20 protein-coding genes, 2 tRNA genes and 4 pseudogenes are annotated in these 24,957 nt (G+C 42.8%); 12 read left to right on the top strand and 14 right to left on the bottom strand.

Annotated features, from left to right (window positions below; genetic code table 11):
• Positions 1-208: 208 nt before the first annotated feature.
• The 4 genes from GKR74_RS05610 to GKR74_RS05595 all read left to right on the top strand — a co-directional run bounded on the left by GKR74_RS05610 (position 209) and on the right by GKR74_RS05595 (position 1,110).
• Positions 209-296: transfer RNA gene (locus tag GKR74_RS05610), tRNA-Ser, on the top strand.
• Positions 297-301: 5 nt separating this feature from the next.
• Positions 302-377: transfer RNA gene (locus GKR74_RS05605), tRNA-Thr, on the top strand.
• 210 nt (positions 378-587) lie between these two features.
• The gene (locus GKR74_RS05600; RefSeq protein WP_154602859.1) at positions 588-752 is read left to right on the top strand and encodes a hypothetical protein; all 165 of its coding nucleotides are present in this window, start codon (positions 588-590) and stop codon (positions 750-752) included.
• Between the two features lie 70 nt (positions 753-822).
• A complete protein-coding gene (locus tag GKR74_RS05595) occupies positions 823-1,110 on the top strand; it encodes a putative quinol monooxygenase (protein ID WP_154599427.1) in 288 nt (95 codons plus the stop codon).
• A gap of 439 nt (positions 1,111-1,549) precedes the next feature.
• On the opposite strand, the gene gltP is transcribed toward GKR74_RS05595, so the two are convergent.
• Together gltP and GKR74_RS05585 are read right to left on the bottom strand one after the other, a co-directional pair.
• Complete coding sequence (gene gltP / locus GKR74_RS05590) at positions 1,550-2,857, bottom strand: glutamate/aspartate:proton symporter GltP (RefSeq protein WP_154602858.1); 1,308 nt, start codon at positions 2,855-2,857, stop codon at positions 1,550-1,552.
• Between the two features lie 395 nt (positions 2,858-3,252).
• Positions 3,253-3,915 carry a GntR family transcriptional regulator gene (locus GKR74_RS05585; RefSeq protein ID WP_154602857.1) on the bottom strand — a complete coding sequence of 221 codons (663 nt, stop codon included), beginning with the start codon at positions 3,913-3,915 and terminating at the stop codon, positions 3,253-3,255.
• 429 nt (positions 3,916-4,344) lie between these two features.
• Here GKR74_RS05585 and GKR74_RS05580 point away from each other — a divergent pair, with 429 nt between their 5' ends.
• From GKR74_RS05580 to GKR74_RS05560, 5 genes and pseudogenes are all read left to right on the top strand, one after another.
• Positions 4,345-5,583 (top strand): NRAMP family divalent metal transporter, encoded by a 1,239-nt coding sequence (locus tag GKR74_RS05580; protein ID WP_132495390.1) that lies wholly within the window; start codon positions 4,345-4,347, stop codon positions 5,581-5,583.
• A 27-nt stretch (positions 5,584-5,610) separates the two neighbouring features.
• Positions 5,611-6,381 (top strand): annotated as a pseudogene (locus GKR74_RS05575) (LamB/YcsF family protein); the annotation flags it as partial.
• Between the two features lie 5 nt (positions 6,382-6,386).
• Positions 6,387-7,193: a putative hydro-lyase gene (locus GKR74_RS05570; protein WP_154602855.1), complete on the top strand. Its 807-nt coding sequence runs from the start codon at positions 6,387-6,389 to the stop codon at positions 7,191-7,193.
• A 9-nt stretch (positions 7,194-7,202) separates the two neighbouring features.
• Complete coding sequence (locus tag GKR74_RS05565) at positions 7,203-8,807, top strand: 5-oxoprolinase/urea amidolyase family protein (RefSeq protein ID WP_154602854.1); 1,605 nt, start codon at positions 7,203-7,205, stop codon at positions 8,805-8,807.
• Positions 8,794-10,536 carry an acetyl/propionyl/methylcrotonyl-CoA carboxylase subunit alpha gene (locus GKR74_RS05560; RefSeq protein WP_154602853.1) on the top strand — a complete coding sequence of 581 codons (1,743 nt, stop codon included), beginning with the start codon at positions 8,794-8,796 and terminating at the stop codon, positions 10,534-10,536. The genes GKR74_RS05565 and GKR74_RS05560 overlap by 14 nt, the downstream gene beginning before the upstream one ends.
• 27 nt (positions 10,537-10,563) lie before the next feature.
• Here the strand turns inward: GKR74_RS05560 and GKR74_RS05555 are convergent.
• A pseudogene (locus GKR74_RS05555) lies at positions 10,564-10,887 on the bottom strand (hypothetical protein).
• A 448-nt stretch (positions 10,888-11,335) separates the two neighbouring features.
• Here GKR74_RS05555 and GKR74_RS05550 point away from each other — a divergent pair.
• Positions 11,336-11,878, top strand: coding sequence for a DUF924 family protein (locus tag GKR74_RS05550; protein WP_154602851.1), 543 nt, complete (start codon positions 11,336-11,338; stop codon positions 11,876-11,878).
• A gap of 61 nt (positions 11,879-11,939) precedes the next feature.
• On the opposite strand, the gene GKR74_RS05545 is transcribed toward GKR74_RS05550, so the two are convergent.
• From GKR74_RS05545 to GKR74_RS05525, 5 genes and pseudogenes are all read right to left on the bottom strand, one after another.
• Positions 11,940-12,539, bottom strand: coding sequence for a molecular chaperone TorD family protein (locus GKR74_RS05545; protein WP_154602850.1), 600 nt, complete (start codon positions 12,537-12,539; stop codon positions 11,940-11,942).
• 124 nt (positions 12,540-12,663) lie between these two features.
• Positions 12,664-13,440, bottom strand: coding sequence for a dimethyl sulfoxide reductase anchor subunit family protein (locus tag GKR74_RS05540; protein ID WP_154602849.1), 777 nt, complete (start codon positions 13,438-13,440; stop codon positions 12,664-12,666).
• Between the two features lies 1 nt (position 13,441).
• A complete protein-coding gene (locus tag GKR74_RS05535; RefSeq protein WP_036952921.1) occupies positions 13,442-14,059 on the bottom strand; it encodes a DMSO/selenate family reductase complex B subunit in 618 nt (205 codons plus the stop codon).
• A gap of 11 nt (positions 14,060-14,070) precedes the next feature.
• Positions 14,071-16,499, bottom strand: a pseudogene (locus tag GKR74_RS05530) (DMSO/selenate family reductase complex A subunit).
• 308 nt (positions 16,500-16,807) lie between these two features.
• A complete protein-coding gene (locus tag GKR74_RS05525) occupies positions 16,808-18,058 on the bottom strand; it encodes a mechanosensitive ion channel family protein (RefSeq protein ID WP_154602848.1) in 1,251 nt (416 codons plus the stop codon).
• 175 nt (positions 18,059-18,233) lie between these two features.
• On the opposite strand from GKR74_RS05525, the gene GKR74_RS05520 reads away from it, so the two are divergent.
• The gene (locus GKR74_RS05520; RefSeq protein ID WP_154602847.1) at positions 18,234-18,749 is read left to right on the top strand and encodes an anti-virulence regulator CigR family protein; all 516 of its coding nucleotides are present in this window, start codon (positions 18,234-18,236) and stop codon (positions 18,747-18,749) included.
• A gap of 332 nt (positions 18,750-19,081) precedes the next feature.
• Here GKR74_RS05520 and GKR74_RS05515 read toward each other — a convergent pair whose 3' ends face one another.
• From GKR74_RS05515 to GKR74_RS05505, 3 genes and pseudogenes are all read right to left on the bottom strand, one after another.
• Positions 19,082-19,657 carry a cysteine hydrolase family protein gene (locus GKR74_RS05515; protein WP_154602846.1) on the bottom strand — a complete coding sequence of 192 codons (576 nt, stop codon included), beginning with the start codon at positions 19,655-19,657 and terminating at the stop codon, positions 19,082-19,084.
• A 71-nt stretch (positions 19,658-19,728) separates the two neighbouring features.
• Positions 19,729-21,150, bottom strand: a pseudogene (locus GKR74_RS05510) (sensor histidine kinase).
• A complete protein-coding gene (locus GKR74_RS05505) occupies positions 21,140-21,814 on the bottom strand; it encodes a response regulator (protein ID WP_154602845.1) in 675 nt (224 codons plus the stop codon). The pseudogene GKR74_RS05510 and the gene GKR74_RS05505 overlap by 11 nt, the downstream one beginning before the upstream one ends.
• 161 nt (positions 21,815-21,975) lie before the next feature.
• Between GKR74_RS05505 and GKR74_RS05500 the strand changes: the two genes are divergently transcribed.
• Entirely contained in the window at positions 21,976-22,215 is a 240-nt protein-coding gene (locus GKR74_RS05500) for a hypothetical protein (RefSeq protein ID WP_154602844.1), read from the top strand.
• A 170-nt stretch (positions 22,216-22,385) separates the two neighbouring features.
• On the opposite strand, the gene GKR74_RS05495 is transcribed toward GKR74_RS05500, so the two are convergent.
• From GKR74_RS05495 to GKR74_RS05485, 3 genes are all read right to left on the bottom strand, one after another.
• Positions 22,386-22,646, bottom strand: coding sequence for a DinI-like family protein (locus tag GKR74_RS05495; protein ID WP_036952942.1), 261 nt, complete (start codon positions 22,644-22,646; stop codon positions 22,386-22,388).
• A 152-nt stretch (positions 22,647-22,798) separates the two neighbouring features.
• Positions 22,799-23,476, bottom strand: a complete 678-nt coding sequence (locus GKR74_RS05490) for a DUF1345 domain-containing protein (protein WP_036952946.1) — start codon at positions 23,474-23,476, stop codon at positions 22,799-22,801.
• Positions 23,477-23,589: 113 nt separating this feature from the next.
• Positions 23,590-24,936: a VasL domain-containing protein gene (locus tag GKR74_RS05485; RefSeq protein WP_154602843.1), complete on the bottom strand. Its 1,347-nt coding sequence runs from the start codon at positions 24,934-24,936 to the stop codon at positions 23,590-23,592.
• Positions 24,937-24,957 lie beyond the last annotated feature (21 nt).

Raw genomic sequence — 24,957 nt, 5'->3', positions numbered from 1 at the left:
CACGCCGTCACACTGGCAAATTAGATTAATCAGATTAAAAATCATACGCCTAGGTACGCTATAGACACTGATTTTGCACAGATATTAGCATTTTTTTAGGGCAATAGAGAACAATTGAGTGAAGATTAGTCAAACGAACAAAAAAATGCAATTATTTTACTATCAGGGGTAGACAAGCCCCCGTGATTCCTCCATAATCGCGCCCCATGGAGAGATGGCCGAGCGGTCGAAGGCAGCGGTCTTGAAAACCGCCGATGGGCAACCATCCTAGAGTTCGAATCTCTATCTCTCCGCCAAATTAGCCGGCTTAGCTCAGTTGGTAGAGCAACTGACTTGTAATCAGTAGGTCACCAGTTCGACTCCGGTAGCCGGCACCAAATAAGAACCCGCTATATCGAAAGATATAGCGGGTTTTTTCTTTGTCAGCCATTTATCCATTTCCTAATTTCTTCCTTGAACTTTCAATACCCTATGTTGCTGAGTAAGTTTTCAGTAATTAACATTTGTCATGCAAAGGTTAGTTTGATGATCATTTATTAAACGCATGATACCTTCTTTGTCATGGCGTAGATTAATGAGGTTCCAACATGAATACCCATCAAGATGACTTCAACAAAGCTGCTCAGAAAATTATTGCTGGGGCAGAGCGAATCCAGCGCTTTGTTGAAAAATACCATGATTATCTTTCTGATGATGATAAGGCCAAATTAGCGCAGATAATTAGAAATGTGGATGTTAAGCTGAATCAATAAGAGCTTTTGAAGCTTGCTTAGTTGAAAGGGATTGATTTGAATTTTAACAAGCTAAACAAAGAGGATTACCATGCTAAAAGTCATTGCTGAAGATTTTATCAAGCCGGAAGCGGTAGAGATCGTGTTGCCGCTCTATAAGGCACTTGTTGAAGCCACGAAGAAAGAACCGCTATGTATCGCTTATGACCTTTATATTGATGAAAAGGATCCTGGGCATTTTGTTTTTATTGAAGAGTGGCCGAATCGTGCTGCATTAGATTCACATTGTGCGTCTGAACACTTCCAACGGTTAGTACCGATGATCAATCATTATCAAAGAGCAGAGCCTAAATTTATCTTGATGGATGCGGCGTTTTAACACGGAAGAGAACATTTAAGTATCGTATGTAAAACTCATCCAAATAACTTCTCATAAGTTCCCCCTAAATAGTCGGGTTATTATTTTACTAGAAAAGGGGGGATTTGGTTTGGGCTCAACTTTATCGAATTATAGCCAATTCTGAAACAGAAAATATGACAGCGTAAACACAAAGATAATCATTAGGTGCTGTAAAACTTTTAAGAATAAAAGAAAGCGTCTGACCTGATTCATTGCTGCTGATCCAAATAAAGAATGACCTAAATTAAAGTGTATATTTAGCGTAGCAATGAAATAAAATCTTGCGAGAAAATATCACATAAGTAACTAATTAAATTTCAAATTACGTAAAAACAACTAGGAATATTCAAAGCCATCTTTAATATTTTAAAGATGGCTTTAGTTAGAAATAAGAAGAGCCTAGATATTCAGTCCTTAATTAAAAACTTTCCTCATACTCTCGGGCTTTTTTCTCATCATAATTGTGTTCCCATTTGGCGATAATCAAGGCAGCTAACGCGTTACCAACCACATTAAGTGCAGTCCTTGCCATATCGAGAATACGGTCAACACCAGCAATGAATGCCAAGCCTTCTAATGGGATCCCCACAGAACCTAACGTTGCCAGCAAGACGACAAATGAAACTCCCGGAACTCCCGCAATCCCTTTTGACGTGATCATTAAGGTAAAGACTAAAATAAGCTCTTGCCCTAATGACAGCTCGATACCATATAACTGAGCAATAAAAATGGCGGCAATACTTTGATATAAGGTGGAGCCATCTAAGTTAAATGAATAACCAATTGGGATAACGAAACTGGTGACAGATTTTGGCGCTCCATACTTCTCCATTTTATCCATAATACGAGGAAGTACAGTTTCAGAGCTGGCTGTTGAATAAGCAAGTAGCAGCTCATCCTTTAATATTCTCATCAGAGTAAAAATATTAATTTTGCAATAACGAGCCACAATTCCAAGTACCACAACGGCGAAGAAAATAATCGCACAGTGAACCAAAATAACTAACTTCAGCAGAGGAACCAGTGAAGTAAATCCAAAGTTTGCAACGGTGACGGAAATTAATGCAAACACCCCGATTGGTGCATACATCATAATCATGTTAGTCACGCGGAACATGGTTTCAGAAAAAGTTTGCAGAACATCTAATAGCGGCTGTTTTTTGGCTACTGGTAAAGAGGATAAACCTAAACCAAATAAAACCGCGAAGAAGATCACAGGAAGCATATCGCCGCTCGCCATAGCAGCAAAAATATTGCTCGGTACCAAAGATAATAAAGTATTCACGATCCCTGAAGGGTGGCTAGCAACCTCCTGTGTCGTTTTTTGGTACTGAGAAATATCTACTTGAGTGAGCTGAGACATATCAATGCCCACACCTGGTTGGAAGATATTGGCAAACGAAATACCCACAATGATGGCAATGGTAGTAATGATTTCAAAGTAAAGAATCGTTTTGAAACCCAATGTGCCTAATTGTTTTGTATTCCCGACACCAGCGATCCCCACAATCAAGGTCGAAATGACGATAGGTACCACAATCATTTTGATTAATTGAATAAAAATCTTACCGGCGGGAGAGAGAACATTCAGTATTAACCAATCTTTGTATTCCACGCTTTCATGCAATAAAGCGCCAACGATAACACCTAAAATAAGCGCAACTAGAATCTGCCACCCTAAACCAAATTTAAACGGTTTTTTTGGAACGATGTTGTTTAGTGTCATAAATAATTCTCGTTTATATTAATATTATTTAACATTGTATTTTTATTATGCTCAGTTTTATAACCAATATTCGGAAAAACCACAATCATTTATTCGAGAAAGTAGAGTTATTTACAATGGTTACTTATAACAAATTGTAAATTAAGTTTCTGAAATGGAATGTTTTGTTAATATTTATTTCTGTTTGTATCTGCATGTGTTGATAAATTGATAACAAAAAGTGATTAATCTAATCGATAAAAATTGTTAAATACAATTTTTATGAGTTGGATTTTCTGTGAAGTGTTTAATTCTGAAATATCTATGCAAAATTATTTGCATAGATATTGAATTAACAAAATAGAGGGGTAACAAAAGACATGAGATAAAGTGAGCCTTCTGCAAAAATGAGGATTTTATAGCCGTGATTGACTGCGCTTGTAGGCGGCAAGTAATGTGCGTTCAGATAAATCCAGATAGTGCAGAAGTTCAGTAGCGGCTTCTTGGTTTTTACCCGCATCAAGTAATTCTAAAATAGCGTGGTTTTTATCAATGTAGGGAGCGTAGAGCAGTTTGGCATCATTTAAATGACCAAAAGCTAAGCGTAGCTCTGCGGCAATATTATGATAAAGCTTAATTAACCTTTCACTGTCCGACAATTCCACAATCGCGGTATGAAACTTCATATTGGCGGTGCCGACACCCACCCAATTCTCCGTTTTTTCATGTTCTCGAGCTTCAGCGACAGCGAGTTTCATTTTTTGAACGGCAGGATGCAGTGCATAAGCATGGGTCAATGAATCACATTCAATTAATCGACGTACTTGGTAAATATCAATAATTGCTGCCATATCTGGGACGGAAACATACACTCCTTTATTGGGAGCGTAGGTGAGTAGACCTTCTTGGGTTAATACGCGAAAGACTTCTCTTAAAGTATTACGAGAAATATCCAGCTCTTCACTCAATGCGGCTTCTGATAAACGTTGTCCCGGCGTTAACTCACCAATCGTAATTTTATGGCGGATAGTTTCTGCGATAGTGACTGACAAGGTTTGTGCGACGGGCTGTTTTTTCATAAAAAGGCGAGCCTAGTTGAAGAAAAGTAGGGTGAACAGTTCATTAAAACAGGTATTTGAGCGCTATCTTCACACATTCGCTGTAGGGCAGCAAGACTCCTTTTATGCACTCATTCAGGGCATTTCCATTTTGAAGCACTAAATTGGTGCTTTGACGTATCACGCCTCTCATTCTTAATGTTACAGACAAGCGTTAATTGTTAAAAAAGTGATCAAGATTTGATTTTTAACTTACCAGAAACGATTTTGATTGCTTAATTATTCATCGCTCCGTATTAATTGTTCAACAATCTGCATTCAATAAATTAACAATCCATACCATTGATAGAACAATGGCACGAAAATTGCCTCTATAAACAAGCTCAGTATTAAAAAACTTGCACAACATCAAAATACAGATAACAACAAAAACTACAGAGGAGTATGCATATGGCAGCTCATGAAAATATCTCGACAGCAGAATATGTGAAGAAACGTCGTTCCTCGCTGATTGGCGCTATTTTCTTAATGGCAACATCAGCGATTGGTCCCGGATTTATCACTCAAACCGCAACATTCACCGTTACTTTAGGTGCTGCGTTTGCTTTTGGTATTTTAGCCTCCATCGTGATTGATTTCGTGGTACAGCAAAATATTTGGCGAGTGGTGACACTCACCAAAATGCACTCATCCGATATCGCCAATGCGACAATTCCTGGAAGTGGCTATTTGCTGGCTGTATTAGTCATCTTTGGTGGATTGATATTTAATATCGGTAATATTGCAGGGGCAGGTTTAGGTCTGAACGCACTCGTTGGCCTCGACCCTAAGTGGGGCGGTTTACTCAGTGCGCTCTTAGCGATTTATATATTCTCGTCCCGTAAAGCCAGTAGTTTTATTGATAGATTAATCATTGCATTAGGTTTGGTCATGATTGGTTTAACCCTCTTTGTGATGATTGCGTCTAACCCACCAATTGGTGAAGCACTACGTCAAAGTGTACTCCCTGACACCGTTGATTTTGCGATGATCACGACGATTGTTGGTGGAACGGTCGGTGGCTATATCTGTTACGCAGGGGCGCATCGTTTACTGGATAAAGGCGAAGTTGGCGTCGAAAACATCAAAGCGGTTTCTAGCGCAGCGACCAAAGGAATTATCGTCGTCGGCGTCATGCGCTATGTCCTGTTTTTAGCCATCTTAGGTGTGGTTGCGAGTGGCGTGACGATTGATATTTCAGGTAAAGCGGCGAACCCTGCCTCTCAAGCCTTCCAAGCCGCGGCGGGTAACTTCGGTTTACGTATTTTTGGTTTAATTTTATGGGCGGCGGCACTGACTAGCGTTATCGGTGCAGCGTATACCTCCATGAGCTTCTTAAAAGCGTTCAAATCGTCCATTACGGAAAGACAACGTAATATTGCCACTATCCTATTCATCGCAGTTTCATTGGCTGTTTACCTGTTAATGGGAACCGCGCCAGCTGCTTTATTGGTTTTCGCCGGTGGCTTTAACGGCTTGATTTTACCGATTGGTCTGACGCTGTTTGTCTATATTGGCTGGAAACGTGCAGATTTAATGGAAGGGTATCATTACCCACGTTGGTTACTGTGGTCGGGTGTCGTGACCTGTGCGTTAACGTGGTATATGGGCGCCATGTCCGTGAGCGCAATTTTCAACTACTTAAAATAAGCCGTTATCAAGGATTGAGGAACAATAATGAATAAGCAAATCGACCTAAATAGCGATCTTGGTGAAAGTTTTGGTCAATGGAAAATGGGCAATGATGAGGCAATACTGAGCATTGTCAGTAGCGCCAACATTGCTTGTGGATTTCATGCGGGCTCTCCCGATGGGATCCTCCAAACGCTCATTGCCGCGCAAAAGCAGGGTGTGACGGTGGGAGCGCATGTGGGATATCCGGACTTAGTCGGATTTGGTCGTCGAAATATGGATATTGCGTCTAACGAATTAACCGCAGACGTGATTTATCAAATTGGTGCATTGAAGGGGCTTGCAACGGCGGCAGGCACACAAGTGGAATATGTCAAACCCCACGGTGCGCTGTATAACACCATCGCCCATGACAAGCGCCAAGCAATGGCAGTCATTGATGGTATTTTGGCGATTGATAACTCACTCACGCTGGTGGCATTGGCCGGCTCACCACTGATTGGTTGGGCAAAAGAGAGTGGGTTGAAGGTGGTCGCAGAAGCTTTTGCCGATAGAGCGTACAACAGCGATGGCACGCTGGTCTCTCGCAAGCTAGCGGGCTCAGTCCTCCATGACCCAGAACTAGTGGCTAAGCGCATGTTGCAATTAGTGAATGAAGGCGGTGTGGTCGCTATTGATGGAAAATTCACCCCCATTGAAGCCGGTTCCATTTGTGTACATGGGGATAGCCCCGGTGCATTAGAGATGGCGAAAAAAGTGCGTGAACTCTTTGAACTGCAAGGAATTGGTATCCGTCCATTTGCAGGAAAGGGAGGCCAAGCATGAATGCATTAATGAAAGCCTCAAAAGAGGCCATTCAAGCGGCGAAAACGGCGAGAGAAGCGATTCGCCATGGCTATGATAAACCCACAGCAGGTATGGCGCCGGGAATGACCCAAGCCAATATGATTGCGTTGCCAAGAGATTGGGCGTTTGATTTCCTACTTTATGCTCAACGTAATCCCAAAAGTTGCCCTGTCTTGGATGTGTGCGAATCAGGGAGTTGGCAAACTGTATTAGCCGAAGGCGCCGATCTGCGTACCGATATTCCTCGTTATCGTGTTTGGGAACAGGGCAAGCTGGTGGATGAAATTACGGATGCGACGGCCATTTATCAGCAACATCCTGACTTAGTGACTTTCTTGATTGGTTGCAGTTTTACCTTTGAAACACCGATGATAGAGGCGGGTATTGATGTTCGCCACATTACCGACGGTTCCAATGTGCCGATGTATAAAACTAACCAACTATGTCGCCCTGCGGGGCGTTTAGAGGGCGAGCTCGTGGTATCCATGCGTCCAATCCCTGCCGACCGTGTTGCTGATGCCGTTATGATTTCGGGGCGTTTCCCTGCGGTACACGGCTCGCCCGTGCATATTGGGACGCCTGAATTATTGGGGATCCAAGACATTATGCGCCCTGATTTTGGGGATGTAGTCCGCATTGAAGACGGTGAAATTCCCGTATTTTGGGCTTGTGGGGTGACGCCTCAAGCAGCGGTAATGAAATCGGGTGTTCCTTTTGCGTTGAGTCATGCTCCGGGATATATGTTTATCACGGATGTTCCTGATGCCGCTTACCACGTATAGGGGAGGCTTATGCGTTTCTTACCTGTCAATTTAAGCACGTTTATGGTTGAACTGCCGAGCCTCGAACAGACGATGGCACTGACGGACTCATTAACGCATTACCCGATTAAAGGTATCGAAGAGATAACCCCAGCGGCACGAACGGTATTAGTGCGTTATAACCCAGCGATTGAGCATGTTAATGCGATCGTGCAACAAATTTCTCCGCGCAATATTGAAAGCGGTGAGTCTAAAACGGGGAAGTTAGTCACTATTCCCGTGCACTATATCGGGGAAGATTTACCGGAAGTGGCGGAGTATTTAGGGGTCTCTATCGAAGAGGTGATCCGCCGTCATACTGAAAGTGAATATCTGGTGGCATTTAGCGGTTTCGCCCCCGGATTTGGTTATATGGTATCGAAGCAAGCACAATTACAGGTACCGCGCCGCCAATCCCCTCGTGTGCGAATTCCCGCAGGTTCAGTGGCATTGGCGGGGGAATTTAGCAGCGTGTATCCACAAGCTAGCCCCGGTGGTTGGCAACTGATAGGTCAGACTGATTTAGCCGTGTGGGATATTAATCGCCCAGAGCCAGCCCTCTTACAGGCGGGTTATCGGGTGCAATTTGTTGACCAAAGCAAAAGTTCCGTGAGCTATAGTTTACCGAGCCAAACTGACATTAAATCTATCGATGATACTCAAACTTACGATCTCACCGTGCTGGCGACTGGGCTACAGACCTTATTTCAGGATAGAGGGCGTATTGGGCAGTCAGCGTTAGGGATCTCCGAATCAGGAGCGATGGACAAATCGGCGCTATACAGTGCCAATCGTTTGGTTGGTAATTGTACCCAATCCACTGTACTGGAAGTCACACAAGGCGGCTTAAAAGTCCGAGCTAATCGAGACCTGTTGGTCGGTATTACCGGTGCTGAATGTCCTGTCACCATCACCACGGAAGATGGGCAGATATACACCTCAGCAACTTACCAATCGATTCACCTTGCGAAAGGGGATGTCATTCAATTAGGGCGCCCAACCAAAGGTGTACGTAGCTACTTTGCCGTACGAGGGGGATTTGCTGTAGCACCGGTTCTTGAAAGCTGCTCATTCGATACGTTAGCCCAAGTCGGTCCCGCACCATTAATGGTTGGGCAATCTTTATCGATTTATCAAAAAATGATCCATCGCGCCATTTCACTCACAGAATCGCCAGCTTTTGACTACCCGACCGCAGATGATGTGGTGGTATTGGATGTGGTGATGGGGCCTAGAACAGATTGGTTTACTGAACAAGCCGCGGAATTACTGCGCCAGCAAGTTTGGCAAGTGACTGCCGCCTCAAACCGTATTGGGTTACGCCTTGCGGGGGAAGTGCCGCTAAGCCGTGAACTGTTACAAGAATTACCGAGCGAAGGCACCTGTATTGGTGCCATCCAAGTCCCAGCTAATGGACAGCCGGTGTTATTTTTAAATGACCACCCATTGACGGGAGGATATCCGGTGATAGGGGCGGTGTGTGACTATCATTTGGATCTTGCAGGGCAAATCCCTGTGAATGGCAAAATCCGCTTTAATCCATTACGTGAATTTTATCAACTTGAAGGGAGTCATGAAGCTTATGAATACCAATAATAAAAATGCACAGCATAAGGTATTGATTGCCAACCGCGGTGAGATCGCCGTACGTATTATTCGTGCTTGCCGCGATTATGGTTTTGCGTCTGTGGCAGTGTATGCCGATAGCGATATTGACGCATTGCATGTCAACATGGCGGACGAAGCTTATGGGCTAGGTGGCAATACCCCAGCGCAGAGTTACTTAAACATTGAGAAACTGATTGAGATAGCGAAAAAATCCGGTGCAACTATGGTGCATCCGGGCTACGGTTTTCTTTCTGAACGTGCTGAATTCGCGCGAGCAGTGCAACAAGCTGGCTTGATTTGGATTGGACCAAGCCCTGAAAGTATTGATATTTTGGGGGACAAAGTTCAAGCCCGACATATCGCTTTACAAGTAGGTGCGCCGCTTGTGGTAGGAACCAAAGATCCCGTTGAAACCGCTCAAGAAGTGGTGCAATTTGCCCATCAACATGGGCTACCCATCGCAATTAAAGCCGCATTTGGCGGCGGTGGACGTGGTTTGAAAGTGGCGTGGCAGATGCACGAAGTGGAAGAGTTATACCATTCTGCGGTGCGTGAGGCGACAGCGGCATTTGGGCGCGGGGAATGTTTTATTGAACAATTTTTGCATAATCCGCGCCATATTGAAGCGCAAGTTATCGCCGATACCCTCGGTAACGTTGTTGTCGTGGGAACACGGGATTGTTCATTGCAACGCCGAAACCAAAAGCTGGTGGAAGAGTCACCCGCTCCGTTTTTAGCCCCTGAATTAGAACAACAAATCATTCGTGCTTCCACAGATATTTGCCGTAAAGCCGGCTATGTAGGAGCGGGAACGGTCGAGTTTTTGTTAAGCCAAGAAGGCACTTTATCCTTCTTAGAAGTGAACACCCGCTTGCAGGTGGAGCATCCTGTCACAGAAGAAACGGCGGGAATTGACTTAGTGGTTGAGCAGCTACGTATTGCTGAAGGTTTGCCTCTGAGTATTCAAGAAACGCCTAAACCTCGTGGTCACGCTTTTGAATTTCGTATCAATGCAGAAGATGCCGGAAATGGTTTCTTACCAACTCCGGGAACCATTTTACGTTTCGATGCGCCATCAGGTCCAGGCATCCGTGTTGATAGTGGCGTTGAAACAGGCAAAACCATTCCCGGTACCTTTGACTCGCTAATGGCAAAATTGATTGTGGTGGGGCAAACCCGTGAACAAGCAATTGTGCGTGCTCGTCGCGCATTGGCTGAATTTAAGATTGAAGGAGTCGCATCCGTATTGCCTTTCCATCGTGCAGTCATGGAACAAGCAGATTTTTGTGAGGATTTTAAGGTGCATACCCGTTGGATTGAAACGGAATTTAGTGTTGAAATTCCACCTGCGAAGCGCCAGTTACCACAAGCCGAACACGCGTTAACACGGTCATTTATTGAAATTGACGGGAAACGTTGCGAACTGGGTTTGCCCGCTCAACTGTTTGCTGGAATGGCGGTGAATCCAACGACGGTTACCCCAGCGACTCAAGGCGTTGAAAATAACCCTAACAGCGTGAACGCACCCATTTCTGGCGTGCTATTCAATTGGCTAGTTCCTCAAGGAAATAAGGTGACTGAAGGGGAAGTGATTGGTGTGATGGAGGCCATGAAAATGGAAGTTCAAGTCATCGCTCACCGTTCAGGGGAACTGAAATATGCAGCTAAGCAAGGGGATTTTATCGATGCAGATAATAAAATTGCGGAGATTATCTAATCGTTAATTGCTAATGGCGATTAATCGTTAATAAGGGGTGGCGAACGGCCACCGCCTTACCCACTTAATCGTAACTCAACGTGATTTACGTTCCGGTAAGTTGCGTACGGGGAGTGGTGGATTAGGTGCGGGAACCACACTTTTTTCCTCTTTGGCGATTTCATCGCTATCACGATAAACCTCACCACATAAGAAATACAAATTAGGGCGTTTCGCCTCTAAATAGGATTTTCGACTCATGCACTGTTCTTGGGTAAAAATGGTTTCGGTCACGGGTAATGCATCACATGAATCAGTGCCACAAGGACTGACCCACAAAGCCCAACCGATAAGTACCATATGTCCTGCCATTTATCTTGCCTTCCCACTCACCGCTAATGAAGTACACCCAAGATGTCAAATTAACACGCTTAATATATAGGGGCGCGTTCTTTGTCTATAAAATATAAGTCAAATTCTAACATTGGATTAAATAAATGTATGTATTCATACGATAGATAAATTTAAATTCACATTAAACAGCAAATAAGAATGTGTGATCGAGAATTTATCATTATCAAAAAAAGAATACTTGTCTTGATGCAATAAAAACGTGATGCAATAAAAACGTGATGTAGTAAAAACAGTAGGAAGTTACATAGTGCTATCGCGATTATTTTAGGGCTAGCTCGCAAATAACAAAATATTTATCTGCAAATTTGTGTTTTCAGATCTCCATCCTGTCAATTTGAACTATTTTTATCTACGATGAACCCGATATCGTAATAATAATCGCAATAATAATATAAATAGGTAACTTATGAATGCCATGGAAGAAGTGCTTTCATTTTGGTTTGAAGAATCAACCCCAAAACAGTGGTTTGAAAAAAGCGAGAAATTCGACTTAACCATCGCAAAACGTTTTACTGCGCTCAGTGAACAGGCGGCAAAAGGGGAGCTGGCTTATTGGCGAGTCTCTATTCGCGGCCGTTTAGCGGAAATTATTATTCTTGACCAGTTTTCACGTAATTTATGGCGAGATACTCCAAGAGCATTCGCGCAAGATGCGATGGCGTTAGCGCTGGCACAAGAAGCCATTAAACAGCCAGATTATCATCTGCTTACGCTATCTCAGCGAAAATTTATGTTGATGCCATTTATGCATTCAGAATCAAGCTTTATCCACCTGCAAGCGGTGGAGCTATTCCGCATGTTGGGGGATGATAGTACGCTGGATTATGAAATGCGCCATAAGGCCATTATCGATAAGTTTGGGCGCTATCCGCATCGCAACGAGATCCTTGGTCGACCGTCTACTCGAGAAGAAATTACCTTTTTACAGCAACCTAACTCATCATTCTAATTCGTCTACATAAAAATGAGTTTGCTTACGTACTAGCAAACTCATTTTCTTTTAAGGTTTATTAACGAAAAAGCTCGGCCATGGCAGGCTGTAAACCTAGCTGTTTTTGCACGCCAGTCAAATAGGCCTGAGTGATTTTGGCAAGGGTAGGGTAAAACCCATGTTCAGTTGATGTTTGCTGGACTAACGTTAAGTAACGTTCCGCCCAAGGCAATAAATGCTGTTCGAGTAATTCCACAATGGCGTCGTCTTGACCTTGCTCTGCCAGTGCTGAAATGGCCATTAACATCAGACCAAATTGGTCTTCCGGTTCCCGTAATCCCGTATCAGTAACCAACCCATGGGACATTAAAAACTGGCGATAGGCGCTGGTGGAATCCCCCATAACGGTATTGTCATGAGACAGATACACAGATCCCCATGGTGGTGCTGGCATCGCACCTTGACCTTCAAAAAGAATTGAAAAATCATAGGTAAGCGAGTCTGCTGGATAATCACTTAATGCTTCGCAATCGGCAATCAGCTGAGTGGGTTCCTGCCAATCATATAGGGATGGGATTTCACGCAGTACAGGTTGCAAGGTTTGAAACGTGGGGGTTTCAGGAGAGTAGTAAAACATTCCCCCTAAAATACGAAAAAGTGTGGTATCGAGAGTTTGCATGATATTACCTATAAAGCTGCAATTAATTTAAAGCTTCAATTAACTTAAAAGAAAGAGCCTGAATTCAGGCTCTTATATTATTATTTATCTTATACTGCTAACCATAATCTGTGGTTATAGCACCTTACATGGTGATTTGCCACAGGTTATAAAAGGCAATACGACCAGACAGTTCTGCGAGTAATACGGCTGCCGCGCAGGTCAGTAATGGAATTTTCGGTGAACGTTGCTTGATAGCGAACCCAACGAACGCTGCTAAGGCGATTGCTAATACAATCACTTGGAAGCCCCAAAAACCGGTTTGTTCTGCGCTTAATGCGGGTGCCGTTTCGCTTAAAAATGCTTGGTAGCTGGCACGGCTGGCAAAAATCGCAAAGGTACCGACTAAAAATGCCGTTAATCCTAAACCACGAGCGCCGATTGCCATTGCCAGTGCGCCACCCCCCACAAACAGGGTTGTCCACATTTGTAGTGTCGTGAATTGGGTATCCCAGTTAGCAATTGTCGCAATGTTATACACTTGTGGGATCGACCAAACGAACGCTAACCCTGAAATCACAGCTGCAATGTTAGACAATTCACGCAGAGCGGTTTGTTTAACAAAGTGGGTGAAAAACAGCGTCGCGGCAGCACAACCCACAAACACGCCACTTAAGAACGCTTCATTACTCATTGGTGAGCGACCCACGCCCAGCAACATATTGAAGAAACGCAGCGGTTGGCCGACGTGCAGTGCGCCAATACCCAAGCCAATCATCACAATGATAAACCCGATAATATTAGCTGTTTTCAGCTGCTTATCGTCGATTGACCCCATTTTTTTCGCAATATAAGCTAACAGAAATAAACCCGCCGCGGATTGCCCTAAGACAGTAAAGAAAACCAGTGGTAACTCATGCATATTAGACCTCCGCAGGGTTTTTCAATTCGCCACTTTTATCACCCGATGGTTTAGCATCTTTGTGTGGCTTGATGACGATATTCGGGTTAGTCAGGCTTGGATCTGGCATCGGTGCAATGCCGCACTCCGTACCGTGTAACTCACGTAAAACGGTAATGTCATCGAAATCTAAAGCGCGCTGCGGGCAAGACTCTACACAAACCGGCTTCATTCCTTTTGCGACACGCTCATAACAGCCATCGCATTTGCTCATCAGTTTTTTCTTTTCGTCAAACTGTGGCGCACCGTATGGGCAGCGCAGTTCACAGTAACGACAGCCTACACAGATAGACTGGTCAACAACCACTAAGCCATCTTCACTGCGTTTGTGCATTGCGCCAGTTGGGCAACCTTCTACACAAGTAGGGTTCGAGCAGTGGTTGCACGAAATCGACAGGTAGTAGCTATAAACGTTTTGTTGCCAAATACCGTCTTGTTTCTGCCAGCTACCGCCACCGAATTCATACACACGGCGGAACTTAGGACCTAAATCTAAATCTTTTTCGTCCTTACAACTGACCTGACAGGTTTTACAGCCAGTGCATTTTGTGGAGTCAAAATAAAAGCCATACTGTTTCATCAATTAACTCCTTAAGCGCGTTTGACTTCAACAAGGTTAGTATGTTGTGGTGTGCCTTTCGCCAGTGGGGAAGGGACATGGGAGGTTAGGGTGTTGATACAACCACCAACATCTAAACCTTCGGTATTCAATGTGCGCCATGCACCTTGAGGAACCGCAATCACACCCGGTAAGACGCGCTCAGTCACTTTGACTTTAATCTGAATACGCCCGCGATCATTGAAGATTTCAGCTAAGTCGCCATTCTTCAAACCACGTTCTTGTGCATCAATTGGGTTTAACCAGAATTGATGAGGAATAGCTTCACGCAGCATAGCCACATTGTAATAGGTTGAGTGAACATGACCTTTATCGTGGAAGCCCGTCATTAATAAAGAGTGTTTTTTCTGTGCAGCTTGCGCTTCAACACCTTCTCTATTCACACAATATTCAGGAATAGCTGGAATACGCTGACCTTCTGGAAGTTCCCAGTTTTTCACGCGTTCAGCCAGTTTTTCGGAGTAAATTTCAATTTTGCCCGATGGTGTTTTCAGTGGATTATTCACTGGGTCATCACGGAAGCTTTTCAGTGCTACGTTTTCAGCACTATTGAGGAACTTAGGTCGATGATCCCCGCACCATCAGTCTCACTAAATTCAGGCAAATGAGGCATTTTTTCACGAGTTTTGTTGTAGCAAAACTCAATCCATTCTGCGTAGGTGCGGCCTTCAGTGAACTGATCTTTCACGCCCATTTTTTCTGCGATTTCGACTAATACATCGTAGTTTGGACGGTTTTCCCACAGTGGTTCAATGGCGTTTTGTAGACGCACCAGATAGTGATAAGCCCCACTTGCATAGGAGTTATTGATCAGGTCGTTTGTTTCGACGGTGGTCACATCTGGTAGCAATAAATCCGCATATTTTGCCGATGGAGTGTCGTGGTTATCCCAAACAAGGATAAACTCACATTTTGATTCATCAGACAGAATTTCATGGGTCTTATTCAAGTCACCATGCTGGTTTCCGATGACATTACTGGAATAACACCACATAAATTTGATGTCGTTATTCAGTTTATCAACGCCTTTGATCCCACCATTTTCAGCGGTTAACTCTTTACCGCGCACAATCGCTTCTGACCACATATACGTTGGGATCAATGCTTTCACTGGGTTCGGTAAGCCAAATCCAGCCACTGGATAGGCAAAACTGTTACCCCATAAACCAGTGTTAGTCCCTGAACGACCAATATTGCCAGACATAATAGGTAGCATCATGATAGAGCGACAGGCTTGCTCACCATTTTCGGTACGTTGTAAGCCCCAGCCTTGTGAGATCCAAGCTCGTTGAGCGTTACCAATTTCACGGGCTAACTGAATGATACGTGAAACCGAAATACCTGTTAATTTGCTCGCCCACTCAGGGGTTTTCGCAATACCATCAGGACCATTGCCCAAGATGTAATCTTTGTAAGAGGCATTACGTGGCGCTGAAGCGGGCAGGGTTGATTCATCCCAGCCCACACAGTAATTTTTCAGGAATTCTTCGTCGGTTAAGCCTTCTTGGATCATCACATAACCCAGGGCTGCCACTAACGCGGCGTCAGTACCCGGATAAATAGGGATCCACTCAGCGCCTAACGTTGTGACGCTATCAGTGCGGCGAGGGTCAATAATGATCACTTTTGCTTTGCTCTTATCGAGGGCATTTAGCGTTTCATAGAACTGACCACCACCGGACATACGGGTTTCAGCCAAGTTATGACCGAACATCACCACGAGATCGGAGTTTTGGATTTCAGTTAAATAAGACTCTTCCACACTGCCGTAAACATATGGCGTGATTTCCATTAGCTGTGCGTAGGAATAAGTCCCGTAGTCACCTAAAAATCCACCGGTTAAACTTAAAAGACGTTTACAGGCCGCTCGACCGTGCAAGTTGGCACCCGTTGAACCGGAACCATACTGATAATAAATGGCATCGCTGCCGTATTTATCGATGGTGTATTTCAGTTTTTCCGCAATGATAGTGGTGGCTTCATCCCAGCTAATTTTTTTGAACTTACCTTCACCACGTTTACCTACACGCACCATTGGGTATTTTAAACGGTCTGGATTATAAGTTTTCCAGCGAACTGAACGACCACGCAGACAAGGGCGAATTTGGTGCTCTCCCAGTGTTGAATCGTCATACATGGTTTCATTGGAAATACGGCTGATAACGCCATCTTTCACATGAACTTTTAGAGGGCAGCGGCTACCGCAGTTGACTAAACAAGCGCTGTAGCTGATTTTCTCACTGACTTCGTCGGGCATGATGGTTGGTGTTTTTGCTTGAGCAGCAAAAGGCAGAGTGATTGAGCCTGCAACGGCGGCTGCACCCGCTACGGTTGCGGAGGTCTGAAGAAATTCCCTCCTGCTCAGTTCTGCGAAATGAGTATTTGTTTTATTTTTATGCATTGACATTGCCTATATGTAAATAACGTATTAGGTATGTTCAATATGTTAGAAAAAATACCCACTCACTAACATGATATGCATCAACAATATCTTTGATAAAACCAAGGGAAATATTTTTATTTGTTTAATTTATAAGGAGTTTTTTTGTCTTGGATACCCGTTTTGTTCTATTTTTATTATCAATCGTTATATTGAAAATTATATAATGGTGGGGTGTGATCTGTGAGTATAAGAGGGGTTTCCCCCTCTAGGTAGGTTGGCCATGTTCGCTAATCATTAAGTAGTATTTATAAGTTACCTATGATGAGTTATTTATTCGCTGAATGACCTAAGAATCGAACATCATTACCGGTAGGTGATTGATGCACAGATAAGTTGAACTGCGGCAGAATGGAAAAAATATGGTCAAAAATATCCGATTGGATACGTTCATACTCTAACCATACTGTTGTGTTGGTAAACGCGTAAATCTCAATTGGGATACCGTTTGAGTCTGACTCCAGTTGGCGAACCATGATGGTCATATTTTTATGGATCTGCGGGTGAGCACGCAGATAGGCTTCAATATAGGCGCGAAATGTCCCGATATTTGTGAGGCGTCGCTGGTTGAGTGGCGTCGCTTTATCTTCTGGTAACGTAGAGTTGTAGACCTGAATTTCAGAGACTTTTTTCTCGATGTAAGGCTCTAATAAGTTGGCTTTTTCAAAGTTGCAAACTTCTTCAGGTTTCAAAAAATGAATACTATTGGCATCGATGCGTAGGCTGCGCTTGATACGGCGTCCGCCTGATTCGGTCATGCCTTTCCAGTTTTTAAAGGAATCTGAAATCAGGGCATAAGTTGGAATGGTGGTGACGGTATTATCCCAATTTCGAACTTTAACTGTGGTCAATCCAATATCAATCACCGCACCATCGGCACCGTATTTCGGCATTTCCAGCCAATCGCCAATGTTGACCATGTTATTCGCAGAGAGCTGAATTCCGGCGACTAATCCCATAATCGGATCTTTAAACACCAACATCATGACGGCGGTCATCGCACCTAACCCACTGAGGATAATCAACGGAGATTTACCAATCAGTAGCGCGATGATCATAATCGAAATTAAAACAGTGGCGATAAGCTTAATGCTTTGGAAAATGCCACGTAGCGGGAGATGTGCCGTTTTTGCCGCACGCTGTAATACACCCAGTGTGATATCTAAAATGGAATAAATAGCCAGCAAGCCAAACAGCAAGCACCATGCTTGGGAAGCGACATTCAATACCATTTGTGTCGTGGAGCCCGAAGATAGCCATAAGGTGGACTGAATGTTGACCACAATACCTTGAATAATAAAGGCAATTCGATTGAACAGATTATATTGGGTGAGTTGATGTTGCCAACCGGAACCCGCTTTTAATCCTCTTTTTTCAATCGTAGGAAGCAAAATTTTGTGCAGAAAAAGATGCAAAATCAGGGCGACAATCAGTATCAGCCCAAGGACCATTAAGAGAGAGGCGAGGGTGGCATAGTCTTGATTAAACTGGCGAGCCCAGTCGAGCAGTTGCTGCTGCATAAATTCTCCTTTATTGCGTTATCCATAAATGACGACCCAGTATAAGCAAATAGGACTTAAGTTTGTGAAATATACTGAATATTTACATAAGATTACGGAAAATGGCGGTTATTCTGATTGATGCTCTATACTTTGAGGAATACTCTCAAACGATCATGTTTATGAGGAAATACTGATGAAAAAGCCTACGAAAAATAGCCGTCTGCCACTGATTGTTCTTTTAGCATTCATGGGGACATCACCATTTGCGTTTTCCGACCCAAATGGTAACAACGGGCATGGAAACGGTAACAAACATAATAATAAAGAATTTAAAGGCAACAACGGCCATAAAAATAAAGATGATGACCATTATAAAGTGAAGCAATGGAACGATGATAATTCAGGTATTCAAGGAACGTTGCGTATTTCACCTAATATTAGTTTCAGCGTGAATTTTGGGAATGTTCGACCTTTAGCCATTGAGTATGGTCTTACGGGCTACAAAGGACTACCACCAGGAATTGCAAAGCAAGTAAGGAGAGGAAAACCGTTACCACCGGGGATAGCTAAAAAGGTTCTGCCATCAAAGTTTATTCATCAATTGCCTGTTTACGCGGGCTATGAATGGAAAATGAGTGGTAAAGATCTTATTTTAGTGGCGATTGGAACGGCAGTGGTTGCGGAAATTATTGAGAACGTATTTGAATAAAAAAACGGCCTTAAAAAAGGCCGTTAGCAAAAATTTGCAAATACTTGAATGAGGTAAATGAAAGGTTTGATTGACTATGGTTTAACTAAAGTTTAAAGCAAATTACATAAAACGCTTGGACAGTAATTCAACAACTTCTTGCAGGTTAACGAAAAATTCTTTGATGCTTTTCATGTTCGCTCCGAATGTTAATGTGTGATCTTGATCACGTAGGAGCATTCTAGTTTTTTATTGATCAAAGTCAATAATCAACCAAAAGATATTTTAAATATTAAACTAATTTTTAATTTGAAAGTTGTAAATTATTGTTTACAACATACTCATCATGACGGTTATTTGCCTTGCATAAACGTCTTGCTGGATGAAATCGTGGCTAGACCTGCCAGCGCCTGCATACTTTGTTCGTGTAGTTCAATGGTTGCAGCGGCACACACATCTTCGAGGACATGGCAAAAATAACCTAAATCATGGGCTTGTCTCACGCTACTTTGGATTGCCATTACCGAACTGACTCCACCAAAATAGAGCTGAGTAATATCATTATCGTTGAGCCATTGGTGGAGTTTATTGCCTGCAAATGCAGAAACGCCTTTCTTAATGATCACTCTGTCTTGCATATGAACTTCCAAATCTTCCACCCAATGGCAGCCATAGCCGCTTAATTTTAATGCGCCTTTCTGTTTAGCTTGTGAAAAAAGTGGAGAGCCAGCGGGGATATCTTGATAATTATCGCTAAAGCCAACTTTGACCCAAATAACAGGAATACGCTGACTTCTTGCGTAATTAGCGGCTTGATTCGCCTTTTCAATAATATTACGGGAATTGACTTGGGAATAACTGCTATTGGATAAACCGTTTTTACCCACAATATCGTTAATAAGATCAATGATGATTAGCGCCTGTGACATTATTGCCCCTTTTTATGGCTAAGTAATTTAACGTAATAAGGGATTGTAATGCTTATTGCGCACTCGGGATGTTAACTGAATAACATTATTTTAATTAATGGTATTATTCTCAACTGCCGACTCAATCAAGGCAAATCAATAATAAATCCGATGCCTTTATTTTCTAATCCATCAGTGACTTTTAATGTCGCACCTATTTTTGATGCCAAGTTATGGGCAATAGATAATCCTAAACCGCTTCCTGTTTCTAATGTTCCAGGCACACGGTAAAAGCGAGAAAATAAATACGCCCGGCTCTCTTCTGGAATACCGCGTCCATTATCTTGAATTGTAATGGTGGCACCAAAAGGGGTGAGATCTGCCAGTGTCACTTTTATTTTGGCTTTTTCTGGCGAATATTTAATCGCATTTTCGATTAAATTAGTGAACACATTACTCAGCGCCAGCTTATCAGTTTCAATATAAAAAGAATCTGGGCTGGATAATTCCACATCAATATGTTTATTGAGAGCATAAGGAATATGCGATGAAATGAGATTACTGATTAACATCGGTAAATCAATGTTCTCTTTACGAATGGCAAAATCTTCCGCTTCCAAACGTGCGAGATCAATTAATTGATGAGATAAAGAAGCGGCGCGCGTTAATGTCTCTTTCATATCATTAATAATCTCGGCTTTTTCTTTTGGATTATCGATATGCATTAACACATGTAATTGTGCTGTTACCGCTGCAATCGGAGTTCGCAATTCATGAGCCGCATCTGCCATAAAACGTTTTTCGCGTAAATTCGCGGCATCGACTCGTGCCATTAATTGGTTAATCGCGGAAATAATCGGGCGAGTTTCTTTATACATATCTTTGGTATCAATCGGCGTTAAATTTCCCGGTTGACGTGATGAAATAATTTTAGCGACTTGTTTAATTGGGCGAATACTAAAATAGGCGGTGATCAAAATAGCGATTAACATGATGCCCAAAATAAAGGCGAGAGGAATGGCAGTGCCTTCGGCTGGATTACCAATTAACTTTCGTCGCTCAAGATACGATTCTGCAATCACAACTTCGAGGGTATGGTCATCATCCCATGCAGAGGTGAAATGCCAATCTTTATGTTGGGCAGTTAGCATCTCGACTGATTTTAGTGATGGGTCCGAAATCTTTTCACTATTGCGATATAACACATGTCCCCGATTATCCCGCACAACCATATACGGTTTATAGCTAGTTTCAATGCCGTTTTCCATGGCATCGGTATACATTTTTTGCAGAATAACCGCGAGCTTATCAAAATATTCTGGGGTATCTGACACTGTACCTAATGTACGCGCAATCCCTTGTGTGACAATTTGCTGTTGTTGGTTAAATTCATCATCATCGACCAAATCAGGTAGATAAAAAAATTGTAACCAACCGACTAGCAGCAGCCATAAAAAGATGACTGCGCCAATCTGAATACCAAATGTGTAGACAAGAAAGGATTTAATCTTCACTAGATTGCGCTTCTTTTTTTAGTAAATAACCGATGCCACGGATAGTAATAATTCTGTCTTTACCAATTTTGCGGCGTAAATTATGAATGTGGACTTCAAGGGAGTTACTTTCCACATCATCCAAGCCAAATAAACGTTGCTCTAAATCCGTTTTTCGCACGACATTGTCGGCATTCTTAATTAACTCGTATAGCAACAGATATTCTTTGCCGGAGAGTAATAATAATTGACCATCCAAGGTGACTTGATGGTTTAATGGATTTAATTGCAGATTATCCAATTGCCAAATTTCAGATGAAAACCCAGCCATACGTCGGCTAATAGCCTTTACGCGAGAAATCAACTCTGGCATCTCAAAGGGTTTTGTTAAGAAATCATCGGCACCAGAATCTAAACTCGCCACTAAATTATCCATTTTATTGCGGGCGGTAAGAATAATAATCGGTATTGATTCTCCAGCTTGGCGCCATGAAATTAATTCCTCTTGACCATCACCATCAGGTAATCCCAAGTCTAAAAGCATGACATCAAAATTGCGTGTCTGTAATTGCTGCTTAGCATCCGATAATAATCTGACCCAGCAAGGATTAAACCCAGCTAATTCTAGTCCACGGCATAACGCTTTGCCGAGCTGAAGATCGTCTTCTACCAATAAAATATTCATATTTATTACCTCTGTTGCGGAGTATAAGCAGACTCCGCTCACCCAGCAACCAGGATATTTACCCCCTTAAGCATCCCTTAAGGTTGGTTTAACCAAATATTAAGGTACTAAAATGCAAAAGCACTAATATACCCTCAACAACCATAACAAGAGCATTCATCATGAAACAAGCGTATATTGAAGTGCCTCTATTTATCGGGATTATTTTTATTGCCTTGCTATTTATGGGGGAGAGTTTCAATAAGCCACAATTGGCGTTGAATCCGACGAAATTAAATGAAGTTCAGCGATGCACTGATGCGAAAACTTGCTTAGTAGAGGCTCGGGTACTTGAAGTGAGTAAAACGAAACGTAATCCGGTGAATGAGTTTAAATCGTATCTTCGTCAAAAACTTTATTAATACTTTTTCGTCAATGGCGGAATGGTGAATTGTGGTGCTATCGGTTTTTATATGTAGAAGCGTATAAGTGATAGACAGAAACACATTGAAAGTGATTCAGATTAACTTCAAAGAATAATGAATTAAGAAATGGAAGATGGATATTACCCTTCCATTTCTCTGCTAATCATCTAGTCATCGGTATTTGCTTCAGGTAGCCAGCCGTCATCCATCCAAATTTCTTCTAAGATCTCTTCAATGCGTAATTTGTCATCCGCAATCTTCGTTCCTGAAATATTAATCGCCTGCTGAGAGCTAAAGCCTACTCGAGTAACCATATCAGGGTACTGTGACTGTAGTTTGCGTAAAATCTCAGACTCTAAAGCTTGTAAAACCAAGCCACTTGGTTTTTGTGGTGAATTCTTATCAAATAACACTTCGATGCGTAACATAATAGCCTCTACTAAAGACTGTATTAATATACAGTATTTTTAGATCTATATGGGGATATTGTCAATATCCCGCATTGAATATTTTTTTATTGTGATAGCAGGCTAACTCTTTTTATTTTGGCAAATTATTCCGATAAAGGGGGGGTTACCCTTTAAAAGAAGCTGGCAGAAATATTAATACATAACCCTAAAATGGCCATATTAAAGACAAATGAAATAACGGACTGGAGCAATACCGCACGTCGCATAGGGGTTGAGGCAACTTCCACATCGGCTGTTTGTGAGGCGACGGCAATGGTGAATGAAAAATACATAAAATCCGAATAGCTGGGTTGGGTGATTTTATCGGGGAAAATTAGCCACGGTTTTTCATTTTCACTATTACCGTAATAGAGATGGGCATAGTGCATGGTAAAGCCGGTGGGTAAGAGCAGCCAAGAGGATATCAATGTCGAGGCAGTTAAAATATAAGAGTAAATTTTATCGGCTTTCGGAATATCACTGTGTCCACCCAAGGCAAAGAATAGGGCTAATAAACTGACGCAGCAGCCTGACATCAAGAAAAATATTACCATGCTCGCGCTTTCATCTTCAATTTTCGTCAGCTTACGAATATCTTTCACATTGTGGCTAATAATTCTCTGGAACAGAAACAGCAAATAGCACCACGCAAATGCGTTCCAACTGATAATTAAGTTAATAATCAGACTTTGTGTTTGAAATAAAGCGAAGAAAGTAATGAAAGCAACAATAAGTGAGACCAAAAAGCGTGGTCGAGAATGAAATGCATGACGTAGCTGGTGGGTGATACGAGCAGCACAGCGAAGCATGGGGTATTCCTTGAAAAATAATTATCATGTTAATTTAAAACGAGTATATCACTGAAAAAAAATGGAGCACGAATAAGGTGCTCCATACAGGTATTGCTTAGGAATAAATAGGTTTATTTTTCGCTTTGTTTTATCAACGCATAGCGATTCAGTAGCTGTTTAAAATGGTTATCAATCCGTTGGTATTCAGACTCAGGGACGGAGCCTTGGGTTTGAAGTTGCTCAAGGCGACGCAATTCTTCTTCTAACGGAACGCTTTGATTAAAATGCTGGCGGGCATTGAAAATAATGGTTTTTAATTCAGACCCCGTGATATAGCTGCGAGGTTTACCATCAAGACTGTCTAAGCGCGTACTGAGATTGTTTAACTCCGTCATCCCTTCAGACCATTTCTGCAATTTATCGCTAGATAGCGCATTAATTTGCATATTTTGTTGCCATTTGTCGTTAAATGCGCTGACTTCTTGACGTTCACCATATTGCTTTGTGAGGTAACTCACCATGCTTAATCCATACTGCTGAGACCAAATTGGGGAGACGGACTCTAATTCCACGAGGTAGTTATCGATTATCTTGAGTTTTTCAGGGGAAAAACTATTGGGTTGAGCGGCATTAGGCTGTAATTGCTGCTCAAGAATTGAGGCGATATTCGGCGTAAAGTCAGGGAGTTGTGGGAGAGCTTGCGCTAAAACGTGGTTATTGATTTGCGGGTGTAACATATACAAAGTTCCTGCACACAGCGCGCCTGTGAGCACAATACCGAAAGCCAGACCCACACAAATGCCTTTGCGGTAAGAAGGCTGGGTCGGTATCGATGCGCTGATGGTGGCATTGGCTTTGATGGAAATTGGCGTTGCGGCGGTACGGGCATGAAATGATGATGGCGAGGTTTTTGGCAATTGCAGCGGCGTTGGTGGAATAAAGCCACTATCAGGAACATCGGTATTTTCGAGCTGCTTGGCTTGGGTGGTGAGCAAGTTTTGCAGTCGCTCCAGCTGAGTGAGGTGTTTGAGCTCTAATGTTTGTAGCAACTGTCCAATTTGGTTTAGCGTCGCTTCAGTCTGATACAGAGCTGGCAGGTCTGCATAAACAGGTGCATGGGCGCGTAACCCAGTCATCAATTGTTGGCTCAGCGTTGCGAGGATCTCAACCCGGGCATGGGTCTGTTGTGGCCATAATCCTTGCCAGTGGCGGCTTAGTAAATGTTGGAGTAAAGATAAGCCTTCGTTTAATCCCGCGATGCCATTTTGATGCTGGCGGATCAGGGTAAACCATGCGCAAGTTTGTAAATCAGCACCGTTTTGGTTGAATAAGGACAAACAAAGTCCATGGGCACGCGCCCAGTCGACATCTGGGCGGGCGGGGTGAAAGCGTTTATTTAATTCTTCTTTGAGCGCGGCAAAATCAGCCAGCGTGCGCGGGTCGCCACCAAGGCGCAATGTGTTTAAATCTGGGTTCATAGTCTTCTCACGCTGTCGTCA

Origin of the sequence: Providencia sp. wls1914, assembly GCF_009706645.1 — a bacterium.
In the GTDB taxonomy this organism is placed as follows: Bacteria; Pseudomonadota; Gammaproteobacteria; order Enterobacterales; family Enterobacteriaceae; genus Providencia; species Providencia zhijiangensis.
Note: the sequence above shows the minus strand (reverse complement) of the source record. Positions and strands in the feature narration are given on the sequence as shown.

Bases quoted from the DNA above. Each gene is read 5' to 3' on its own strand.
- GKR74_RS05535 (WP_036952921.1), bottom strand. From the start codon at position 14,059: ATGAAACAGTATGGCTTTTATTTTGACTCCACAAAATGCACTGGCTGT.
- GKR74_RS05490 (WP_036952946.1), bottom strand. From the start codon at position 23,476: ATGCTTCGCTGTGCTGCTCGTATCACCCACCAGCTACGTCATGCATTT.
- GKR74_RS05540 (WP_154602849.1), bottom strand. From the start codon at position 13,440: ATGCATGAGTTACCACTGGTTTTCTTTACTGTCTTAGGGCAATCCGCG.
- GKR74_RS05495 (WP_036952942.1), bottom strand. From the start codon at position 22,646: ATGTTACGCATCGAAGTGTTATTTGATAAGAATTCACCACAAAAACCA.
- GKR74_RS05485 (WP_154602843.1), bottom strand. From the start codon at position 24,936: ATGAACCCAGATTTAAACACATTGCGCCTTGGTGGCGACCCGCGCACG.
- GKR74_RS05565 (WP_154602854.1), top strand. From the start codon at position 7,203: ATGCGTTTCTTACCTGTCAATTTAAGCACGTTTATGGTTGAACTGCCG.
- GKR74_RS05500 (WP_154602844.1), top strand. From the start codon at position 21,976: ATGAAACAAGCGTATATTGAAGTGCCTCTATTTATCGGGATTATTTTT.
- GKR74_RS05520 (WP_154602847.1), top strand. From the start codon at position 18,234: ATGAAAAAGCCTACGAAAAATAGCCGTCTGCCACTGATTGTTCTTTTA.
- GKR74_RS05515 (WP_154602846.1), bottom strand. From the start codon at position 19,657: ATGTCACAGGCGCTAATCATCATTGATCTTATTAACGATATTGTGGGT.
- GKR74_RS05560 (WP_154602853.1), top strand. From the start codon at position 8,794: ATGAATACCAATAATAAAAATGCACAGCATAAGGTATTGATTGCCAAC.
- GKR74_RS05505 (WP_154602845.1), bottom strand. From the start codon at position 21,814: ATGAATATTTTATTGGTAGAAGACGATCTTCAGCTCGGCAAAGCGTTA.
- GKR74_RS05580 (WP_132495390.1), top strand. From the start codon at position 4,345: ATGGCAGCTCATGAAAATATCTCGACAGCAGAATATGTGAAGAAACGT.
- gltP (WP_154602858.1), bottom strand. From the start codon at position 2,857: ATGACACTAAACAACATCGTTCCAAAAAAACCGTTTAAATTTGGTTTA.
- GKR74_RS05595 (WP_154599427.1), top strand. From the start codon at position 823: ATGCTAAAAGTCATTGCTGAAGATTTTATCAAGCCGGAAGCGGTAGAG.
- GKR74_RS05600 (WP_154602859.1), top strand. From the start codon at position 588: ATGAATACCCATCAAGATGACTTCAACAAAGCTGCTCAGAAAATTATT.
- GKR74_RS05545 (WP_154602850.1), bottom strand. From the start codon at position 12,539: ATGCAAACTCTCGATACCACACTTTTTCGTATTTTAGGGGGAATGTTT.
- GKR74_RS05570 (WP_154602855.1), top strand. From the start codon at position 6,387: ATGAATGCATTAATGAAAGCCTCAAAAGAGGCCATTCAAGCGGCGAAA.
- GKR74_RS05525 (WP_154602848.1), bottom strand. From the start codon at position 18,058: ATGCAGCAGCAACTGCTCGACTGGGCTCGCCAGTTTAATCAAGACTAT.
- GKR74_RS05550 (WP_154602851.1), top strand. From the start codon at position 11,336: ATGAATGCCATGGAAGAAGTGCTTTCATTTTGGTTTGAAGAATCAACC.
- GKR74_RS05585 (WP_154602857.1), bottom strand. From the start codon at position 3,915: ATGAAAAAACAGCCCGTCGCACAAACCTTGTCAGTCACTATCGCAGAA.